Raw genomic sequence first — 19,157 nt, forward strand, 5'->3', positions numbered from 1 at the left:
AGGGCCGACGCGGATGATGCGCACCCGGCCATCCGGCGTGAGGACCTTGATCCGATGCATCGCTCGACCATCCACGTATTCGGTGGTGGCCGAGAGGATCCGCCCGCCGGTCTCGGCGCGAACGCGGGCCACCGCCTGATCGAGCGACATCCCGGAGCCACTGCCGCGTTCCGAGCGCGATTGCGACGACGGGTAGGGGCCGGGCGGCGCGGCGTGGACCGCGCCGATACAGGTCACTCCAAGCAGCAACAGTGCGGTTGTCGTTGTCCGAGGCATCGCGTGCGGCTCCTCCGGCCGGTATTCCGCCCTACAGCATAACGGTTCGCCGTGCCGTGCGGGAACCGGCTCAGTGCGCGTCGCTCACCCGTACGTCGACCTCCACCCATCTGCCGGGGTCGTGGTCCATGAAGCGGGTGAAGGTACGGCCCCGGTAGCGGTAGGTGACGTGATAGCCCGCGATCCTGGTCTCCTCCCGGTGGTGGCGCACGACGTCACAGCGCTCCTCGTGGGTGGCGTAGCGGTAGCCTTGGCCCGATGAGCCGCTGGCCATATCGTGGCCCACGGCCGCGCCCAGCACGGCGCCGATGATGGTGGCCGCCTTGCGCCCCTTGCCCTTGCCCACCTGGTTGCCGATCACGCCACCGATGAGGGTGCCGGCGATGAGCCCGGACCCGGCGTCCACGTCACGCCCGTCGCGCTGCTCGTGCCACACGGTCTGCGGGCGGCATTCGCGGCGGGATACCGGTATGCGCACCGTTTCGTAGACCGGGTCGACGTCGATCACGCGGGCCCGGTCGGTGAAGTCGCTATCGCTGCCACGGTCCCAACGGTCGTGATGGCGGGGGAGGTCGCGTCCGTCGTCGTGGTAACCGCCGGGACCTGCCCAAGCCGGGCCGACGCTCAAGGTGGCGACGAGCGCGGCGACGATGAGATTGCGCGTTTTCATGGTTGTCTCCTGTTTTGTTCCGCTCAGTCGTCGATCACGATCCACAGATGGATCGACCCGTCGGGAGTGAAAGCCGGTCGGTAATGGCGGTGGGCGCGGTGGTCGTAGGGATACCATTGGCGATACGCCCAGTGGTTGCGATAGCGCCCGTTGTCGTACTGGTCGTAACGGTGATCATGCCGCCAGTCACGCAAGGCGTGGTGGTCGCGGCCCCGGTCGCGCCAGCCGCGGTCGGCCGCCGCCGTAGCCGGCAGCGCGAGGCCGGCGCCCAGCAGGCCCGCAAGTACGAGAGCGGAGATGACGGTCTTGATGCTCATGGCGTGTCTCCTTGGGTCGGGAGGGGGCGGTGCTGCCCCTTTCACGCCTATAAATGTGCGCTTCGGACGCTGAACGGGAGGTGAACGAAAGTCGGCGATCAACGGCTTCTGTGGACGAGGGTGTCCGAAACGTCTGGGTGTTTATGCGGACTTCCCGGTGAGCTAAAGTCGGCGTGAGCGCCCAATATTGGAGATTTCCATGCACAGGATCCGCGCGTTCAGGGACGGCAATTCGCAAGCCGTCCACATCCCCGCCGATCTGGCTTACGAGCGTACCGATATCGAGTTGGAGATCGAGCGTGATGGCGACGAGATACGGATTCGCCCTGCCCGTCGCTCGCTGAATGGTGTGTTGGCCAAGTTTGCCCGTTTCTCGCCGGATTTCATGGACGAGGGGCGGGATGACCAGGAACAGGGCGAACGGAATTCGTTTTCATGCCTATTCGACTGATCGTGATACCAACTTTGTTGGCCCTATTGGGGGCTATTGTTGCCGCCTCCGCCTGGATAATCGAGATTCCGGATATCCCGGCAGGGACGTCCATGCAAAAGATGTCGGCGTTGGAGAGGGGGACGGTTGATGCCGAATTCCGCTGGGAGAAGGCGAAGGAGATCGCTGCTGCCGGTGATGCGGTAGTCGAAGCTCAAAGACAAGCCCTTACGTCGGGCTTGGTCGTGTATCGGTGGTCGTTTGCGTTGATACTTCTGCTGGCTTCGGTCCAGCTCTGGTTGACGTTCGCGTGGTGGAAGCGGGCCTCACCCGTTATTCGATTCGGCAAGGCGCCAACGTCGGATTCGGGCGACGATCACTCCGCCTCTGTTCCCAGATAGACGCTACGTCCCCCCACGTAGTTGGGCGAGGTGCCCTGCCAGAACTCGGGGATGGCGTTGATCCTGCCGGCCCAGGCGCCCTGCGGCGGCAGCACGTGGACGGTGTAGGCAACCGATTCGGGGGTGACCGCGGATTCGCTGTAGGCGTGGTAGTGGTAGCCGTAGTCACCGTGGCGGTGGCCGCCGAAGTCGTCGAGGGCGACATCAAAGCCGTCGAAACCGGTGTCGCCCGCACGGTAGATGCCGTAGCCGGCCACGCCGTCGAAGCCGAGGCTGACCAGCGGCGGGTGGCTGCGGCCGCTGTAGTCTCCGTCGTTGTAGAGGGTCAGGCCGTCGCCGGTGGCGGCGTAGCCGTCGGCGTGGTAGTGGACGCCGAGCCCCCGTCCGGAGTGCATGCCGTGGGCGGAGAGTTCCGCCTCGGATTGGGCGAAGTGCAGCGCGTTGTTGTAGGAGGGGTAGATCACCACGCCGTCGATCGCCACGCCGGTGGCGGAGACGCTGGCGTAGTTGTGGTGGTCGAAGTCGGTGACGCCGACGTCGCTGGCGAGGTCGTTGACCATGTTGTTCTCGGTCAGATAGCTGACGATGCCGTAGTCGCGCAGCGGGATCTTCATCAGGAACGCCTCGCGGTGGTAGCTGCGGGTCACCGACTGGGAGGGGTAGTCGGCGGTGAGGCCGTCGCCCGGCGGCTTGGCCACGTCCCACAGCAGCGCCGGGGCGTCCGGCAGGTCGTAGCTGGCGATCACCAGGAAGGGGTGGTGGCTCCCTTCGCCGTCGCTGGCGTTGGTGAAGTAGACGTAGGGCACGGTGAGCTGGCCCAGTTCGCCGTCGGTGGAGTCGGCGGTCTGCAGCGTGCGCGCCAGCAGGCCGTCGCGGAACGCGAGGTAGAACTCCGCCGGGTAGCGCAGGGCGAGGCCTTCGCTGGCCAGGCCCTGCTGGATGGTGGTGAGCATCGCCTCCGCGGCGGCGCGGGTGGCGTCGTCGGGGCCGGCCGCCGCCACCTGATCCCGGTAGGCGTCGACCACCTGGAGCGGGGTTTCGGCGATCGGGTCGTCGGCGCGGCTCTGCGGGGTCACCTCGGGGTTGCTGACCCGGGCGATGCCGTCGGGGTTGAGGTCGAAGGGGATCGACAGGTCGATGGGGGGCTCGTAGAGCTTCAGCGTCGTTGCCGTGCCGGAGGCGAGGTAGAGCGCGCCGTCGGTGACGGTCACCGTACGGGCGCTCCATGAGGCGTCGTCCTCGAATTCGCCGCTGGTGGTCTGGTAAATCTTGCGTCCCGTCGCGGTCAGGGTGTAGCCGTCGTCGCCGGGCGTGGCCTGGAACTGCAGGTAGGCCGCGACGGTGCTGTCGATGTGGCCGCTACGGATGTCGCGGAGGATCAACCGGTCGCCGCTGTCCAGGTCGATCGCATAGTTGCTGTGTTTGACGGCGACGACGCGGTAGCCGTCGCCGTCGGCGATGAACTGGAACATCGCGCGCAGCAGGCGGTCGTTGGTGACGCTGCCCGCGGCGGTCATGCCGTTGTCCAGCGACAGCTCGGGGACGACGGCGTTGTCCGCCTCGGTCAAGACCACCGCGGCGCCGCTGCCGGCGGGGGCGATGACGCACCGCGTCAGGTCGGTCGGTTCGTTCCCCAGGGCGCTCCAGCTGGCGCTGCGCCTGTCGCCGAGGACCTCGGCGATCGGGGCCGGTGCGTAGAAGAGCGTCTCCCCGCCGAGACTGAGCGGGGTGGCGCCGGTCACGCTGAACAGCAGGTCGCCCTGGTACTGCAGCTCGACCTCGTAGCGATCCGCTGCGTAGACCACCTCCGAGAGGTGGAGTTCGCCGCTGTCGGCGTCGTACCGGTCGGCGTCGCCGGCATCGCCGGAGGTGGCGGGTTCGAGGGTGGTGACCTGGAACTGGAGATTCCCCAGGTGCTGCATCGTCACCGTGTAGAGGTCCGACCCCACGATGACCAGCGGCAGTTGAACCTCGCCGCTGGTCGCATCGAAGGTGTCGGCGGCGAGGGCGAGCGATGGCAGCAGCAGGGCGGCGCGAAACAGTTGGAACATGGCGTCTTCTCCGGTGACGCTGGGGCGGGCCGGAGGTGCCCGTCACCCCATGGTTTCGGCGCAGTATAACCCGAGTGGATTTCTCGGAATTGTGAAGTTTGTCGCGTTTTTTCGCGTTCCCTATATCCCGGAAATAAGCAGATCGATTGCCGCCAGGATCTCGTAACGGAAACGCTCCAACGAGGTGACCTCGGTTCTCAATATCGACTTGGGAACGGAGGTCATCTGGTGGGTGAGCAGCACGAAGTCTCCACCATCCAGATGGAAGACGGGGCAGAGTCGTTTGGTATCGGTGTGGTTCAGCATCCCGTAGGACGTCAGGGGAATCACCAAGCGGGAATTCAGCTCGCCAAGGAGCGGATTCTGCACGTCGATGAAAAAGGGATAAATCCGGTTGGAGGCGTCGTCCTCGTTTCGATAGAGGGCGAATTGGCTCATCCGAATTTCCGGTAGGCATCGGAGAAGAGTCCGTTCTCTTCCGCCAGTCTGTTCAATTCGTCGATGGCCTTGTGGTTTTCCCTTTTCCACGCCGCCTGCTCGGCGCGGCGGAGTTCACTTTCGAGGGCGCGTTCCAGGGTCGCGGAGAGGTTGACGTTCAGTTGGCGCGCCTTGGTGAGCAGGTCGCTGTTGATGCTCAGATTGGTGGGCTTTTTGGCGGCCTTTTCGTCGTATAGATGGTGCATGGGAGTTTGCTCGAATGCGTATTCAGGATGCGCATTCGAAGCATAGCAAGGCCGTGCAGGTGGGACAAACTCCTAAGATCCGCTGGCGTCGAGCGGAAGATGGAGGGTGAAGGCGGCGCCGTTGCCGCCGGGCCGGTCGGCGGCCTCCAGCCGTCCGCCGTGGTGTTCGGCGATGGTGCGGGCGACGTAGAGACCGATGCCGAGGTGGGGGTTCTCCGGGTCCTGATCGCGGCGCAGGCTGACCATGGAGTCGAAGAGACGATCGCGCAGGCCCTCCGGCAGGGGCTGGCCGTCGTTGGTGACGGTGAGCCTCACCGCCGCTTTGTCGCTCTCCAGCCCGACGACGATCTCGCCGCCGTCGGGGGTGAACTCGACGGCGTTGCCGAGCAGTTTGTCCAACAGCTGTTCGAGGCGCAGATCGGAGCCGCGCACGTCGATTCCTTCCTCTTTCCCCGCGTAGCGGAAGCGCTTCTCCGGGTGCTGGGCGGTGCAGCTCTCCAGGTAGGCGTGGGCCAGCGCCGCCAGGTCGAAGGGGTGGCGCTCGTCGTGGCGTAGCGCCTGCTCCAGGCTGGCCGCCTCGGTGAGGCTCTGCATGATCCGCCCGATCCGTGCGACGCCCCGCTCGGCGCCGGCCAGATAGCGGTCGCCGGCCAGCTCCGGATGGGCGTCGGCGAGGTTCTGCAGCGACGTGCTGATGGTGTTGAGCGGGTTGTTGATCTCGTGGCGCAGGGTGCGCGGGATGTTCTCCAGGAAACCGGTGTAGCGGCGCAGCCGGCCGAGCAGGGTGGAGATGGTGCGGGAGAGGCCGCCCAGTTCGTCGCCGCTGTCGCGCTCGGCGGTGAGCCGGTCGTGAAGGAGCCGCCCGGTGTCGTCGATGGCCGCCTCGCTCTCCCGGCCGAGGCGGCGGATGCGCCAGGCGAGGCGGCCGCCGAACAGCAGCAGGGCGGCGATGGTGAGCAGCAGTACCGCGCCGGTGGCCAGGGTGACCTGCAGCAGGGTGCGGATGTGGAGGGCCAGCGTCGCGCCGCTCTCCTGCTCCAGCACCACTGCGCCGAGAACGGTTTCGCCGTCGTCGGCGCGGATCGGGGCGGTGGCCACCAGGGTGCCGCCGCCGTAGGGCGCGCGTCGGCGCAGCACCTCGGTGCGGCCGGCCAGGGCCGTGCCGACCAGCGTTTCGGGAAGCTCTTCGGCGGTATCCCACTCCAGGCCGTCGCCGCCCACCGCGGCGCGGATGCGCCGCTGGCGGTCCACCACCCAGACCCGCGCGTCGCCCTGCTCCAGGCCGGCGAGGATCCGTTCCAATGCCTCGGAGCGAAGCACCAGGTGGTTGAGCTCCTCCGACCAGCGACTGGGCAGGGTGGCCACCTCCGCGTTCACCTCCCGCACCTCGGGGTCGTCCACGTCGGCCACCGCCAGGCGCAGCCGCCGCTTGGGGCCGAGCAGATCCAGGGGCAGGCGCAGCTCCACCCGGTAGCCGCCGGGGAACTCCTGCCACTGGGCGCGCAGCCGATAGAGCGGGGAGCCGTCCAAGGGGTAGCGCCAACGGTGGTCCATGCGATAGGCGGTGACGCTGCCCGGGCCCTCGGTGGTGAGCAGCAGCCGCTGGATCTCACCGGCCGGGTCGGAGTAGGTGAGGCGCAGCTGGTCGCTGTTGTCGAGGCGGCGGTAGCCGGGGTGGCGGTAGACGATGCGCTCGTCGCTCACCGTCACCAGGGCGTAGAGGTCGTCGCCGCGGCTGCCCAGCAGCAGGTCGAAGGCGACGCTGGGCGGGCGGCCGTCGGCGGTGGGTCGGGTGAGCCCCTCGGCGCCGTGGTGGACGGCCCGCCCGGTCAGCTCGCCCCAGTCGTCGGCGTAGCCGTCGATCACCGGCGGGGCGGGCAGCGGGTAGGCGTAGAGAGCGCCGTGGCGACCGAGGGGGGCGGGGAGGGCGTCGCCGCCATCGAACAGATCGCGCCGCCCGTGGAGCACGGTGGCCACCGCCTGGGCGGCCAGCGCCTGGGCGCGCTCCTGGCCGCGGTAGAGGAACTCCTCCATCGCCCCCAGGTAGCGATAGCCGAGCCACGGCAGGGCGAGCAGCACCGCGCTGGAGAGTACCAGCTTGCCGCCCAGTTTCATGGTGAGGCTCCTTGGGCAGTGTAGGGATCAACCACGAAGGGGGGATTGGGGCTGTTGAGGCTCAAGGTGTCGGATGCGCTTTGCGTACGGATAGGGTGTCGCGGTCGGTGAGGCTGCTTATTTAACACGAAGGGCACGAAGGAAGAGGCACGAAGGACACGAAGAAGAAAAACGTAAAAAGCAAACGCATCCCTTCGTGTGAAAAAACGGTGCCAAACGAAGCATTCCAGTCTGCTCGGTTGGCTCTGCCTTTCCGAATAATTCAGCCTCCATGTCCCGAGCCACTTTTCGTGGTGAGCAAAACACGCCTCAACAGTTCCACCGGTAGCCGAAGCCGTAGACGCTCTTGATGCAGTCGAAGGCGGGGTCGAGTTGGCGGAATTTGTTGCGCAGGTGGAGCACATGGGTGTTCACCGTGTTGTTCTCCACCACCCCCTGGCGGGTGGCCCGGGCCAACCCGTCGTAGCTGGCGCCGCGCGCTCCCCGCTTGGCGACGATCTCGGCGAGGATGTTGAATTCGGTGTAGGTGAGCGAAAGTGCCTGCCCCCGCCAGCTCACCTCCAGCCGCCGCTCGTCGAGGCGCAGCTCCCCCACCGTCTCGGCGCTCTCCCCGGCGCCGTTGCCCTGCTTCATCTCCAGGATGCGGAACAGCGAGCTGACCCGCTCGGCGAGGAACGCCAGCGACACCGGCTTGGCCTGGTAGTCCCAGGCGCCGAGGCGCAGGCCGGAGATGCGGTCGATGTCGTCGACCCGGCTGGTGAGGAAGATCACCGGCAGCTCCGGCTCGCGGGCGAGCAGCTCGCGGCAGAGGTCGAAGCCGCCGTCCACCTCTTCGCCGAGCATGATGTCGAGGATCGCCATCGACGGCGGCTGCTCGGCCATCCCGGCCAGTGCGGAGGGGCGGTCGGCGTAGGCCGCCACCTCGAAGCCGCGCCGGGTGAGCGCGTCGGCGTAGTTCAGGCGCTGGTCCTCGTCGTCCTCGACGATGGCGATTCGTTTGGCCACTGCAGGTTTTCCCCCGGCAAGAAGAAGAGTGATCCGCAAATGAACGCGAATGCACGCAAATAAGAAATCAGAAGAAGAGATCTTCTCTTTTCATTTGCGTGCATTCGCGTTCATTTGCGGACACCTCTTCTTCTGTATTTCGGTTCGCCCATTTTAGCGGTTGGAGCTTCCCGGTCGCAGCGTGATCGGCGTTCTCCAGGATCTCTCCATTTTCTCTCCAACCCCCGCCAAAGATGGCAATCCGTTTCGGGCGTTCAATGCAACCGTACCCGGCGCGGAGCGGAGCTCATATCCCCGTCACGGACGACGGCGCTGGACCAAACAGCCACTACTTCACGGGGGAATTCGTCATGAAACGAACCATCGCCGCCACCCTGGTCGCCGCCGCGCTGAGCGCGGTGCCGTTCCACGCCAACGCCGCCGAGCGCTCGGCCCAGCCCGCCGGGGCCGGCATCGGGGTGGTGCTCGGCGCCATCGCCGGTGGGCCCCTCGGGGCGCTGGTCGGCGCCTCTTTGGGGGCTGGGGTGGGCTACGACATGGATCGCAGCGCGACCGTCGAGGCGCTGAACGGGGCGCTCGCCCGCGAGCGGGCGGCGGCGGTCCGGCTGCGGGCGCGAACCGGCGAACTGGAGGCAGAACTGGCGGCGGCCCGCGGTAGCGCCGCGGCCGACAACAACCTGCTGCTGGCGCTGAGTGCCGGGGTGGAGCAGCAGCTCCACTTCCGTAACGGCTCCGATCGCCTGGAACCCTTCGAGCTGGAGCGGCTCACCGCCCTGGCGGTGCTGCTGGAGGCGGCACCGCAGCTCGCGGTCTCCCTCACCGGGCACGCCGACCCGCGGGGCGGCGACGCGGCCAACCAGGCGCTCTCCGCGCGGCGGGTGGCGGTGGTCGAGGGGGCGCTGGAGCGCGCCGGCATCGATCCGAAACGGGTCTCCACCCGTGCCGTCGGCGAGGGGCAGCCCCTTTCGGCGCCCGGTGATCAAGGCGCCTACCCCTTCGACCGCCGGGTGACCCTGCGGCTGGAGGTGCGGTGATGGAACGCTTCGTACCGCTCAGCGACGAGCTGCTCTACGACCACCCGGAGCGGATTCCCGACGACGGCTCCGCGGTGCTGGTCCCCTTCAGTCTCGATCTTCGTTCGCCCCCGCGTACGAAGACCGAATCGGAGGAGGAGCGTAGGTCGCGGCTACCGCCGCGACGGAACGGGGGCAGCGGGGGATGAGTGATGGGGACCTTTCCGGTCGGTGGGCGCTGATGGCCGATTTGTGGGTAATAGGCGTTCTGTCGGGACGGATGGCGCGTTGAGTCCGCTGCCCTCGTTCGTGTCGCCGCGGTAGCGACGACCTACGGGGCGTGGAGAAATTGGAGGGAGAGAAAATGAGAAGCAAATGGCTGGTGCGGCTGTTGGGACTGTTGTTGATGGGGCTGCTGGCGACCGACGGGCGGGCCGCCGAGGAGGTGACTCGCGGCGAACTGACCATCGACGGGGCGGCGGCGCCGCTGCTCGCCACCGACGTGACCATGGAGGTGACCGCGATGATCGCCCGGGTGCGGGTGGTGCAGCGTTTCCGCAATCCCGGCGACGCCTGGGCGGAGGGGATCTACGCCTTCCCGCTGCCCCACGACGCCGCGGTGGACCGGTTGCGGATGCGGGTCGGGGAGCGGGTGATCGAGGGTGAGGTGCGTGAGAAGGCGGAGGCGCAGCGGCTCTACGTGGAGGCGAAGCGGGACGGCAAGCGGGCCGGCCTGTTGACCCGGGAGCGGCCCAACCTCTTCACCACCGCGGTGGCCAACATCGACCCCCGCGGCGAGGTGACGGTGGAGCTCGAGTACCAGCAGTCGGTGCGCTACACCGACGGCACCTTCGAGCTGCGTTTCCCGCTGGTGATCGGCACCCGCTACATTCCGGGGACTCCGTTGGAGGAGGCCCACACCGTTACCGGCGGGGGCTGGGCGGTGGATACCGATCAGGTGCCCGATGCCTCGCGTATCACCCCGCCGGTCGTGGCGCCGGGGGAGGGCCAAGGTCGGGGTCCGCTGAATCCGGTGCGCATCGCCGTCACCCTGCGCCCCGGCCTGCCGCTGGCCGAGCTGGCCAGCCGCTACCACCCGGTGACCATCGACGAGCAGGGGGGCGACTACCGCATCGCGTTGCAGGAGGGAGAGGTGCCCGCCGACCGCGATTTCGTCCTCTATTGGCGGCCGGCGCCGGGGAGTGAACCGAAGGTGGCGCTGTTCACCGAAACGGCCGGCGACGAGCGCTACGCCCTGCTTACCCTCGCCCCGCCCGGACGCGATGCGCTGGAGGCGAATCGCCAGCCCCGCGAGGTGACCCTGGTGATCGACACCTCCGGCTCGATGCACGGCGACTCCCTCGACCAGGCGAAGCGGGCGGTGGCCTTCGCCCTCGACCGGTTGCGCCCGCAGGATCGGTTCAACCTGATCCAGTTCAACAGCGTTACCACCGCGCTCTTCCCCCGGCCGCAGCCCGCCGACGGTGCGCCGCTGGCGCGGGCCCGCAACTGGCTGGCCGGTCTGCGCGCCGACGGCGGCACCGAGATGGCGCCGGCGCTGGAGGCCGCCCTCGGCGGCCACGGCGCCGAGGGTGGCGGGCTGCGTCAGGTGGTCTTCCTCACCGACGGCGCGGTGGGCAACGAGGAGGCGCTGTACGGGGTCATCCGTGCGCGGCTGGGCGATGCGCGGCTATTCACCGTCGGCATCGGTTCCGCCCCCAACAGCTGGTTGATGGAGCGGGCGGCGCGCACCGGCCGCGGTACCTTCACCCACATCGGCGATGTGGGCGAGGTGGCGGAGAAGATGACGGCGCTGTTCCAGCGGTTGGAGTACCCCGCCCTCACCGACATCCGGGTGACGGTCGAAGGGGCGCATGCCGAGGTCTATCCCGACCCGCTCCCCGACCTCTATCTGGGCGAGCCGCTGAGTGTGGCGCTGAAGCTCGACGCCGCCCCCACCGCGATGGTGGTGGAGGGGGATTTCGCCGGCCGCCCCTGGCGCAGCCGGGTGGCGGTGCGGCCGGGGGCGGAGAGCCCCGGGGTGGCGGTGTTGTGGGCGCGGCGGCGGATCGCCGCGCTGATGGAGCGCCACGCGGCGGCCACCACCAGCGAAGCGCGGGGGGCGCTGCGTGGCGAGGTGGTGACCACCGCCCTGCGCCACCATCTGGTGAGTCGCTTCACCTCCCTGGTGGCGGTGGACAAGCGTCCGGCGCGGCCGGCCGGCGCGCCGCTGGAGCGCCACACCCTGAAGAGCAACCTGCCCCACGGCTGGAGCCACGAGAAGGTCTTCGGCATGGCGCATACCGCCACCCCGTCGTGGCTCCACCTGCTCCTCGGCAGCCTCTGCCTGCTGCTGGCGGCGCTGGTCTGGCGGCGGGTGGTTTGACGAAGGTCGCGGTTGGAGTGAGGGGAGACGCGCGATTTTTTACCTTGAGGGCGCGAAGCACGACCGGGCGGTACTCCGTCTCACGGTAGGAGCGGCCCTGAGGCCGCGATAGGGCGAAGTGCGGCGCTTCGGTTCGGCTGGTGGTGGGTACCGATGCGGCGCCATCGCGGCCTCGGGGCCGCTCCTACAGGCAGGGCGTTACGGCGGGTCGTTGCCCTTTGTGCGTTTCCCTGTGCGCTGTGTGCCGAAAAAACTTCGAAAGAACGGTGGAGGAGAGAGCATCCGTGAAGCGGTTGGTACTGATTGCCATCCTGTTGGCCCTGGGCGGCTGGCAGGTGGGCGAGGGCGGCTGGATCCAGGGCAAGGCGTGGTTGGCGCAGTGGCTGCTGGAGCGGGCCTGGAGCCGCACCCTGGAGGGGGAGACGGCGGCGGCGCCGTGGCCGTGGGCCGACACCTGGCCGATGGCGCGGCTGCGGGTACCGTCGCTCGGGGTGGAGCGGATCGTGCTGGAGGGCGACAGCGGTCGCACCCTGGCCTTCGGGCCGGGCCACACCCCCGCCAGCGCCCGCCCCGGCGAGGCGGGGACGGTGGTGGTGAGCGGCCATCGCGATACCCACTTCCGCTTCCTCCAGCAACTCGCTCGCGGTGACGTGGTGGAGCTGGAGGGTGCCAAGGGGCGCTGGAGCTATCGGGTGGTCGGCGCCAGCGTGCTCGACGTGGAGCGTCATCGGTTGGTGGAGGCCGGCGACCAGGGCCGGCTACTGCTGGTCACCTGCTACCCCTTCAACGCCCTCGCCCCGGGCGGCCCGTTGCGCTACGTGGTGAGTGCCGAACGGGTGAAAACGGGAAGCCGTATCAGGCTAAACTAACCGCCATTTTTGTCCATCGATCCCGTGGGGCGCGGTGTCGCCACGTAGGACAAAGGAGCGTGCATGAACGGCCCGTCGCCCGAGGAAAAACACCCGATGGAGGGGTTCCCGCAGGTCTGTTTCATCAAGAACACCATCGACAACCCCAATATCATTGTCGGTGATTACACCTACTACGACGACCCGGAAGATTCCGAGGCGTTCGAGAGGAACGTCCTCTATCACTTCCCCTTCGTCGGCGACAAGTTGATCATCGGGAAGTTCTGTGCCATCGCCCGTGGCGTGAAGTTCATCATGAACGGCGCCAACCACAAGATGTCGGGGATCTCCACCTACCCGTTCCAGATCTTCGGCAAGGGCTGGGAGAAGGTCATGCCCGAGATGACGGCGTTACCGTACAAGGGCGACACCGTGGTCGGTAACGACGTATGGATCGGCTACGACGCGCTGATCATGCCGGGGGTGCGGATCGGCGACGGGGCCATCGTCTCCTCGCGGTCGGTGGTGGTGAGCGACGTTCCCGCCTATACCATCGTCGGGGGAAATCCGGCCAGGCCGATCCGCTCCCGTTTCCCGCCGGAGGTGGTCGAGCGGCTGGTGGCGATCGCGTGGTGGGCGTGGCCGATCGAGAAGATCACCGAGCACCTGGAGGTGATCGTTTCGGCGGATGTGGAGCAGTTGAAGGCGATCCCATAGGGCGCCCCGCGGGCGCCGTGCCGAACGAAACCCCCAGCGACAAATCTACTCCGGTACCACCGGAAACCCCGATTCTTTCTATCCTTCCAGCGCCAGCTTCCGTTCGCTGTCCGCCTCCTCCAGGGCGGCCTGGATCGCCGGACAGGCGCTGCGCAGGGCGTCGAAGTCGTGCCGCTTCAGCTCGTAGAGGGCACACGGGGTCACCGCCCGGCAGGTGGCGGTGCGCGGCGCGTGGTGCAGCAGGGCCATCTCGCCGAAGAAGTCGCCGGCCATCAGCGTCGCCAGGTCCCGTTCGCCGCCGTCGTCGGCGCGCGATACGCGCACCACCCCGCGGGCGATCAGGAACAGCGACTCCCCCATCTCCCCCTGGCGGATGATCGCCTCGTCGTCGGGCACCATCCGTCGCTTGAGCAGCGCCGCTACCCGCTCGAACTCCGCTTTCGGCGTGGTGGCGAAGAACGGCACCTTGCGCAACAGCTCCTCCGGGCCGATGCGCAGCGGGCTGAGGTCCGAGCCGCGCAGCACCCGCACCTCTCCCTCCAGCTCCTCCACCACCCGCTCGGCCACCCCCGCGGGGAGGGTGCCGGCGCGCGCCTCGGCCTCGATCACCTCCTCCTGGGCGTGGACCACCAGCCGTCCGGCGAGCCGCTCCTGCATCGCGCCGACGAACTCCGGGAACTGGGCGGCGATGGAGTCGAGGCGCCGCCGGGCCGCCTCGAACCACCCCCGGTAGCACTCGTGGATGACGGCGATGCGCCGTTCGTCGATGCCCCGCTCGGCCGCCATCCCGGCGAGCGTGTCGATCACCCGCGCCGCCCCCCGGTAGCGCCCCCACGCCTCCTCGTAGTCCCGCGCGATCAGCGCCAGGCCGAGCCGGTCGGCCAGCCCGCCGAGCTCCCAGCCGCGCTCCACCAGCCAGTGGCTGATCCGGCGGCTCCAGCCGCCGTGGGGCGGGTGGAGGGTGTAGCCGGGTAGCGGACGCTCCTGGCGCAGGGCGTCCAGTTGCAGGTCGAGGGAGTGGCCGAGGTCGCGGTAGGCGCGCTCCGAGAGGTGGCCCTGGCTGAACAGCTCGTGGTAGTAGCTGCGCTCGGTGCCGAGGCAGCGGGTGAACAGCAGCCGCTGCTCCTCGGTCTCGCCGAGCTCCCGGCTGCGCAGCTCGGCGAGCTGGTCGAGCAGCCGCTCCACCTCGCCGTCGGTGCGGCGGGTCAGCCGTTCGGCGACCCGCGCGGAGAACAGGCCGCCGGTCTGCAGCTCCGGGATCCGCGCCAGCGCCCGCTGCTTGGAGGCGAGCAGCCCCTCGACCCGCGCCAGCCGGTCGGCCAGCGGCGGCTGGTCGAGGCCGAGGCGCTTCACCAGCCCCTCGATGGTCAGCCCCTGCACCACCAGGGTGAACAGCACCGAGCCCATCGCCAGGGCGACGAAGGTGTCGGCGAACTCGAACTCCAGGCTGAGCACGATGGCCAGCGCGATCGCCCCGCGCAGGCCGCCCCAGAACATCACCGTCTGGTAGGCGCGGTGGATCGGCGCGGAGAAGTATCCGACCAGCGGCACCAGTCCGTAGACCACCACCGCCCGCGAGACCAGCATGGCGAGGATCACCCACGGCAGCAGGTCCAGCGAGCCGGCCAGTGCCCCCAGGTCCACCCGCAGCCCGACCAGCAGGAAGATCAGCGCATTGGCGACGAACGCCATGTACTCCCAGAAGTGTTCCAGGTAGTCCGCCACCGAGGGGGAGATCTTGGTCCGCCCCCAGCCGCCCATGGTGATCGCCGCGGCCACCGTCGACATCACCCCGGAGACGTGGAATGCCTCCTCGGCGATCAGGAACGAGGAGTAGGCGAGGATGGTGGTGAGCGAGATCTCGATGTAGGGGTCTCCCTCGACGCCGCCGAGCAGCCAGCCGGTGGCCAGCGCCAGCAGCCAGCCCACCAGCACCCCGCCGAGGAACACCTGGAAGAAGTCGATCGCCCCGCCCACCGCGCTGTCGGCGGTGAAGTAGCCGGCGGCCACCACCCCCACCAGGATCTTCGCGGCGACGATGGCGGTGGCGTCGTTGAACAGGCTCTCCCCCTCCACCAGGATGGTCAGCCGCTTCGGTGCCCCCAGCTGCTTGAAGATGGAGATCACCGCCACCGGGTCGGTGGCGCTGAGGATCGCCCCGAGGAGCAGCGCGGCGGGTAGCTCGATCGGGGTGGCGAGCCACACCAGGACGCCGATCAGGGCGGTGGAGAGGATCAGACCCGGCACCGCCAGGGTGAGGATCGGCAGCAGATTGCTGCGCAGCTGGCGGGCGTCGAGGTTGAAGGCCGATTCGAAGATCAGGGTGGGGAGGAAGACGAAGAGGATCACCCCGGGGGAGACTTCGTACTCCACCATCGGGTGGAGGAAGGCGGGGCCGTGGGCGGCCGCGCCGCTGAGGCCCATGCCGACCAGTACCAGGGCGACGGTGAAGGGGAGCTTGATCCGCTTGCACAGGGCGAGGGTCGCCGCTGCGATCAGCAGCAGCCCGACCACGGTGGCGACCAGGTCGGCGGTATGGGCGGCGTGTTCCACGGACCCCCCTTCGGGGCTTCGGACCGACCGGATGGTGCCGGCCCCGATGTCGTTCTACATCGGAAAATCTAGTTGTTCGGCTGGCGGGGCGCCAGATCGCGTCTGGCGTGCCCCAAGGCCTTTTCACTTGCGTGCTACGAAAGAGACGTTCGGAAAAACCGCGGATTGTCCCGTCCGGCCAGCATCCGGTGGACGCGCTATCGCTTATCCACCCCACGCATTACGTTCATGGCGCCCTTCGGGTGATCAAGGCGTTGCCCGCACGCTCCGGTAGAGCAGGTGGATCACCGCCTGCACCGTCGCGAGGCCGAACTTGCGGGCGATGCGTTGGCGGTGGATCTCCACGGTGCGCGGGCTGATCGCCAGCCGCTCCGCCACCTCCGGGCCGGAGTGCCCGGCGAGCAGTTGCCGGAGCACCTCGCGTTCACGCCGGGAGAGGATGGCCAGCGGGCGGCGAATCCCCGCAGGTATGCGATCGGCATGCGCCTCGATCGCGGTGGCGAGGGGGCCCTCGTCGATGAGGAAGGCGCGCGGGTCGTGCATGACGTATCTCCTTGACCACGCCCCCGCCACTCCGTCGTTTCGGTGGGGGCGTTCCAATATCCGACCGAGCGTACGTTTTTTTTATGGGGACGTCACCGTTCGACCTCCTGCGTACGGAAGAAAAGGCCGTTTTTCCCGACGGATGCGCCCTCCACCCACACGCTTGGCGAAGCCCCGTCCGGTTTTTGTTCCCGCTGGGTGAGGGGGCCCCGTAGCGTGTGGAGTTATTGGATAATCTCCTATGCATATGTAAGAAAAATGCCAGGGAGAGGGGGAGAATATCCCCCGCACCGGTAGCCGACCGAACGGTTGGGCGCATCGGTTGAAAGGCGTATCGCCCCTCTCCATCCACTTTCGGTTTTCGCGATCCGGTCGCCCTCCGGGCGTCCGCTCGCGCCTGGACGTTTACCCGGTCGCCCGGTGACCCAGCACGGCATGGACGCCTTATCATAAGGAGAATCAGCCCATGTCCAGCCTGCCCCGCCGCACCCGCGACGACCTCTTCCCCCTCACCCAGCCATCGTCCCCGGCGGCGGACGAGCCGGCGCCGGGGCGCTCCGCGCCGACGCTCCAGCCGCCGCGGCCGGCGGCGCTGGCGCTGCTCACCGACGCTCCCGCCTTTCAGCCGGGGGCCCGCCTGTGGCGGACGGTGCACTTCCAGGAGGTGTTCCATGTGCGGAGCGAGAAGGAGTTGCTGGCGCTGCTGGAGGAGCGTGCGGTGGACCTGGTGGTGCTCGACCCGGGCTACGGCCGCGGGCGTTTTCTCGATGGATTGAAGCGGCTGCGGCCGGCGGTGAGGCTGCTCTTCCTGGTGGAGGAGCCGCGCCCGCCGCGGCTGCTCAAGCTGCGCGCCCGCGGCCACCACTTCGCCAGCCTGCCGTGCCAGGCGACCCCGCGCCGGCTCGCCCGCGGGCTGCTCGAGCTGCTCTTCCCCCGCGCCGAGCCGCGCCGGGCGGTGAGCGGCCTGCGCGTCGTCTTCGGCGGCCGCTCGTTCGAGCTGGAGAACGTCTCCTGCCACGGCATCGCCTGGCGGGTCTCGGTGGAGGAGCTGGATGAGGCGTTGGTCCCCGGGCGGGTGGTCCGCGCGCTGGAGGTCCACCAGGGCGATCAACTGATCTTCACGGCCGCTCACGCCCGCATCCGCCACCTCAGCGCGGTGGCGGGGGGCGGGCGGTTTCGCGTCGGCGCGCGGCTGCTGCCGGCCGCGGAGGACCCCGCCACGGTGGTTGAAGAGCGGCTCTTCGACGACCCGATCACGGTCTCCTCGCTGCTCAAGCAGGCGTTGGAGCGGGCGGAGTTCCGTTTCACCGACGCCCACGACGGCGCACTGCTTTTTCCGGGCCGCTGGGACGCCCGCCGCGACCCCTTCAATGGAGCCCACCCCTTTCTCGGCGAGTGGCCCGAGCGCTGGCAGCCGGGGGGGGTGGTGCGCTGCTGCTTCGAGCTCAACAACTGGGGCTGCGAATACTTCGCCGCCATCGAGGCGCGGCCGGACACCGCCACCCTCGCGCTGCGTCCGCCCGCGGTGGTGAAGGGGGTGCGGCGGCGGGAGATCCCGCGCCACCGCCCCTCCGCCGAGGCCAACCTGCGGGTCCGTTTCCAACTGCCGTTCGCCGAGCGCTGGGTCGAGTGCCGGCCACGGGACTTCACCGTTCGCGGCTTCGCCTTTGAGCTGCCCGAGTCCCGCGGCCCGGTGCTGCCGGGGACCCGTCTGCCGGCCATTGCCGTCGTCGGCCTCGACGCCCCGTTCGCCTTTTGTGCCGGCGTGGTATGCCACGTCCGCCCGGTGCAACTCCACGGCCGTCGCCACCTCCATTGCGGTGTCCAGCTCGACGACCTCGGTGAGGCGCGGGGCCTGATCGCCGTCGACGCCCTGGTCAACGACCGGTTGCGCGATGTCAAGAGTGGTCAGGGGATGCATCTCGACGACCTGTGGGCCTTCTTCTACGCCTCCAATTTCATCTATCCGAAGAAAGAGGAGGCGATGCGGCCGATCATCGACCAGGTGAAGGCCAACTACGGCACGCTGTTGCGGGAGCGGGGGTCGCCGTTGATGCGGACGGTGGTGGTGAATTCTCCTGAGGTGGTAGTTGAAGCGCATATGTCGCTGCTGCACGCCTACAGTGAGACCTGGATCATGCAGCATCTGGCATCGGTCGGGATGCAGACCCAAAACCCCAATGCGGTGAGGGACGCTTATTTGGGCACGGTGAACATGCTCAACCAGCTCGATGGAGTTCGCTGGATGCGAGCCTATTTTCAGCCCTCGAAGAGCTTTCCTGATCGGATCGCCGGGGTCTTCGCGCGGCGGGTCGAGGACCGCAACCGCTCCATCCTGAATCGCTACGCTTACTTGAACTCACCGACTTCCCGGGGCGACGAGGCGGATATCGGCCTCTCCATCCGCCCCGCGGAGGAACCGGATTTGCAGATGCTCCAGGGCCATCTGGCCGCCCGCGGCTCCCTGGCCGAGTTCCTCGCCGAGGACGGTGCGCCGGAGGAGCGGGGACTGGAGAGCATTCAACGGCTCTATGCGCGGCACCGCTTGCGGCGTGAGCGGCGTTTCGTCGTCGCCGAGGTCAACGGCACGGTCCTCGGCGGTGCATCGCTGGAGTTCAGCTCCTTCGGCCTCAATCTGAGCGAGGTGACCAACCGCTGCACCATCCACGCCTGGCAGTGGGAGCCCCACACGGTGACCGCGTTGGCCGAGTACGCCCGTCTCGCCTACCGCCGGGAGGGGTTTCCCTTCTGCGTGGTGATGGTCGATCCCGAGCACGCCGAGGTGCTGACCACCCGCGGCTTCAACTACACCCGCGACTACGCCTGCTGGACCCTCCATCGGGATATTTTTCCCGACTATGTCGACTACATCGAGAAGGCATTCACCACCCGCGTCTGACTCCCCCTCCGTCACTGAGCGTAGTGCTGCTCAGCCTTCCTCCCGTCCGCTCGTCGAAAACACGCCGTTGAAAGGTGCTTGCCGGTCTTTGTCGTCTACTCCCGCCGCGACGGCGGCTCGAAAAACGTGCCTGCCACGGGCTCGTAGGTCGCGGCTACCGCCGCGACGCGAACGGAGGCAGCGGGGGTGGGGTTTCGAGTCCCGTTCCGACGGCTGAGGCCTGCCATTCCGAAAGTCCGGTAGTGGCTCT

The 19,157-nt window shown here is 68.2% G+C and carries 18 protein-coding genes; 8 read left to right on the forward strand and 10 right to left on the reverse strand.

The genetic code is table 11. The annotated features are described in order from the left end of the window. The 3 genes from ACYQ2W_RS20475 to ACYQ2W_RS20485 form a co-directional block, all read right to left on the reverse strand. On the reverse strand, positions 1-249 hold a 249-nt coding region (locus ACYQ2W_RS20475; protein ID WP_459871483.1), incomplete at its 3' end, for a PepSY domain-containing protein. A gap of 97 nt (positions 250-346) precedes the next feature. Further along, a complete protein-coding gene (locus tag ACYQ2W_RS20480) occupies positions 347-946 on the reverse strand; it encodes a glycine zipper 2TM domain-containing protein (protein ID WP_459871485.1) in 600 nt (199 codons plus the stop codon). A 23-nt stretch (positions 947-969) separates the two neighbouring features. Continuing rightward, positions 970-1,263, reverse strand: a complete 294-nt coding sequence (locus ACYQ2W_RS20485) for a hypothetical protein (RefSeq protein ID WP_459871487.1) — start codon at positions 1,261-1,263, stop codon at positions 970-972. A 199-nt stretch (positions 1,264-1,462) separates the two neighbouring features. Here ACYQ2W_RS20485 and vapB point away from each other — a divergent pair, with 199 nt between their 5' ends. Together vapB and ACYQ2W_RS20495 are read left to right on the forward strand one after the other, a co-directional pair. After that, entirely contained in the window at positions 1,463-1,714 is a 252-nt protein-coding gene (vapB, locus tag ACYQ2W_RS20490; RefSeq protein ID WP_459871490.1) for a type II toxin-antitoxin system VapB family antitoxin, read from the forward strand. Then, entirely contained in the window at positions 1,699-2,094 is a 396-nt protein-coding gene (locus tag ACYQ2W_RS20495; RefSeq protein WP_459871493.1) for a hypothetical protein, read from the forward strand. The genes vapB and ACYQ2W_RS20495 overlap by 16 nt, the downstream gene beginning before the upstream one ends. On the opposite strand, the gene ACYQ2W_RS20500 is transcribed toward ACYQ2W_RS20495, so the two are convergent. From ACYQ2W_RS20500 to ACYQ2W_RS20520, 5 genes are all read right to left on the reverse strand, one after another. After that, positions 2,070-4,145 carry a hypothetical protein gene (locus tag ACYQ2W_RS20500; RefSeq protein ID WP_459871495.1) on the reverse strand — a complete coding sequence of 692 codons (2,076 nt, stop codon included), beginning with the start codon at positions 4,143-4,145 and terminating at the stop codon, positions 2,070-2,072. The two genes, ACYQ2W_RS20495 and ACYQ2W_RS20500, sit on opposite strands and share 25 nt — an antisense overlap. 120 nt (positions 4,146-4,265) lie before the next feature. After that, positions 4,266-4,583: a CcdB family protein gene (locus tag ACYQ2W_RS20505; protein ID WP_459871498.1), complete on the reverse strand. Its 318-nt coding sequence runs from the start codon at positions 4,581-4,583 to the stop codon at positions 4,266-4,268. Then, the gene (locus tag ACYQ2W_RS20510; protein WP_459871501.1) at positions 4,580-4,828 is read right to left on the reverse strand and encodes a type II toxin-antitoxin system CcdA family antitoxin; all 249 of its coding nucleotides are present in this window, start codon (positions 4,826-4,828) and stop codon (positions 4,580-4,582) included. Before ACYQ2W_RS20510 ends, ACYQ2W_RS20505 begins: the two co-directional genes overlap by 4 nt. A gap of 72 nt (positions 4,829-4,900) precedes the next feature. Then, positions 4,901-6,943, reverse strand: a complete 2,043-nt coding sequence (locus ACYQ2W_RS20515) for an ATP-binding protein (protein ID WP_459871503.1) — start codon at positions 6,941-6,943, stop codon at positions 4,901-4,903. Between the two features lie 309 nt (positions 6,944-7,252). Then, positions 7,253-7,948 carry a response regulator gene (locus ACYQ2W_RS20520; protein WP_459871506.1) on the reverse strand — a complete coding sequence of 232 codons (696 nt, stop codon included), beginning with the start codon at positions 7,946-7,948 and terminating at the stop codon, positions 7,253-7,255. A 350-nt stretch (positions 7,949-8,298) separates the two neighbouring features. Between ACYQ2W_RS20520 and ACYQ2W_RS20525 the strand changes: the two genes are divergently transcribed. From ACYQ2W_RS20525 to ACYQ2W_RS20545, 5 genes are all read left to right on the forward strand, one after another. Continuing rightward, positions 8,299-8,982, forward strand: a complete 684-nt coding sequence (locus ACYQ2W_RS20525; protein ID WP_459871509.1) for an OmpA family protein — start codon at positions 8,299-8,301, stop codon at positions 8,980-8,982. Next, entirely contained in the window at positions 8,982-9,170 is a 189-nt protein-coding gene (locus tag ACYQ2W_RS20530; RefSeq protein WP_459871511.1) for a hypothetical protein, read from the forward strand. Before ACYQ2W_RS20525 ends, ACYQ2W_RS20530 begins: the two co-directional genes overlap by 1 nt. Positions 9,171-9,325: 155 nt before the next feature. Next, on the forward strand, positions 9,326-11,347 hold the full coding sequence (locus ACYQ2W_RS20535) for a marine proteobacterial sortase target protein (protein WP_459871513.1): 2,022 nt from the start codon (positions 9,326-9,328) through the stop codon (positions 11,345-11,347). A gap of 284 nt (positions 11,348-11,631) precedes the next feature. Further along, a complete protein-coding gene (locus tag ACYQ2W_RS20540) occupies positions 11,632-12,216 on the forward strand; it encodes a class GN sortase (RefSeq protein ID WP_459871516.1) in 585 nt (194 codons plus the stop codon). A gap of 63 nt (positions 12,217-12,279) precedes the next feature. Further along, positions 12,280-12,912 carry a Vat family streptogramin A O-acetyltransferase gene (locus ACYQ2W_RS20545; protein WP_459871519.1) on the forward strand — a complete coding sequence of 211 codons (633 nt, stop codon included), beginning with the start codon at positions 12,280-12,282 and terminating at the stop codon, positions 12,910-12,912. A 78-nt stretch (positions 12,913-12,990) separates the two neighbouring features. On the opposite strand, the gene ACYQ2W_RS20550 is transcribed toward ACYQ2W_RS20545, so the two are convergent. Both ACYQ2W_RS20550 and ACYQ2W_RS20555 read right to left on the reverse strand, forming a co-directional pair. Next, entirely contained in the window at positions 12,991-15,465 is a 2,475-nt protein-coding gene (locus tag ACYQ2W_RS20550; protein WP_459871521.1) for a cation:proton antiporter, read from the reverse strand. Between the two features lie 246 nt (positions 15,466-15,711). Further along, the gene (locus ACYQ2W_RS20555; RefSeq protein ID WP_459871524.1) at positions 15,712-16,008 is read right to left on the reverse strand and encodes a LuxR C-terminal-related transcriptional regulator; all 297 of its coding nucleotides are present in this window, start codon (positions 16,006-16,008) and stop codon (positions 15,712-15,714) included. 466 nt (positions 16,009-16,474) lie between these two features. Between ACYQ2W_RS20555 and ACYQ2W_RS20560 the strand changes: the two genes are divergently transcribed. Continuing rightward, entirely contained in the window at positions 16,475-18,907 is a 2,433-nt protein-coding gene (locus ACYQ2W_RS20560) for a hypothetical protein (protein WP_459871526.1), read from the forward strand. The last annotated feature ends 250 nt before the right edge of the window (positions 18,908-19,157 follow it).

The organism is Endothiovibrio diazotrophicus, assembly GCF_054657215.1.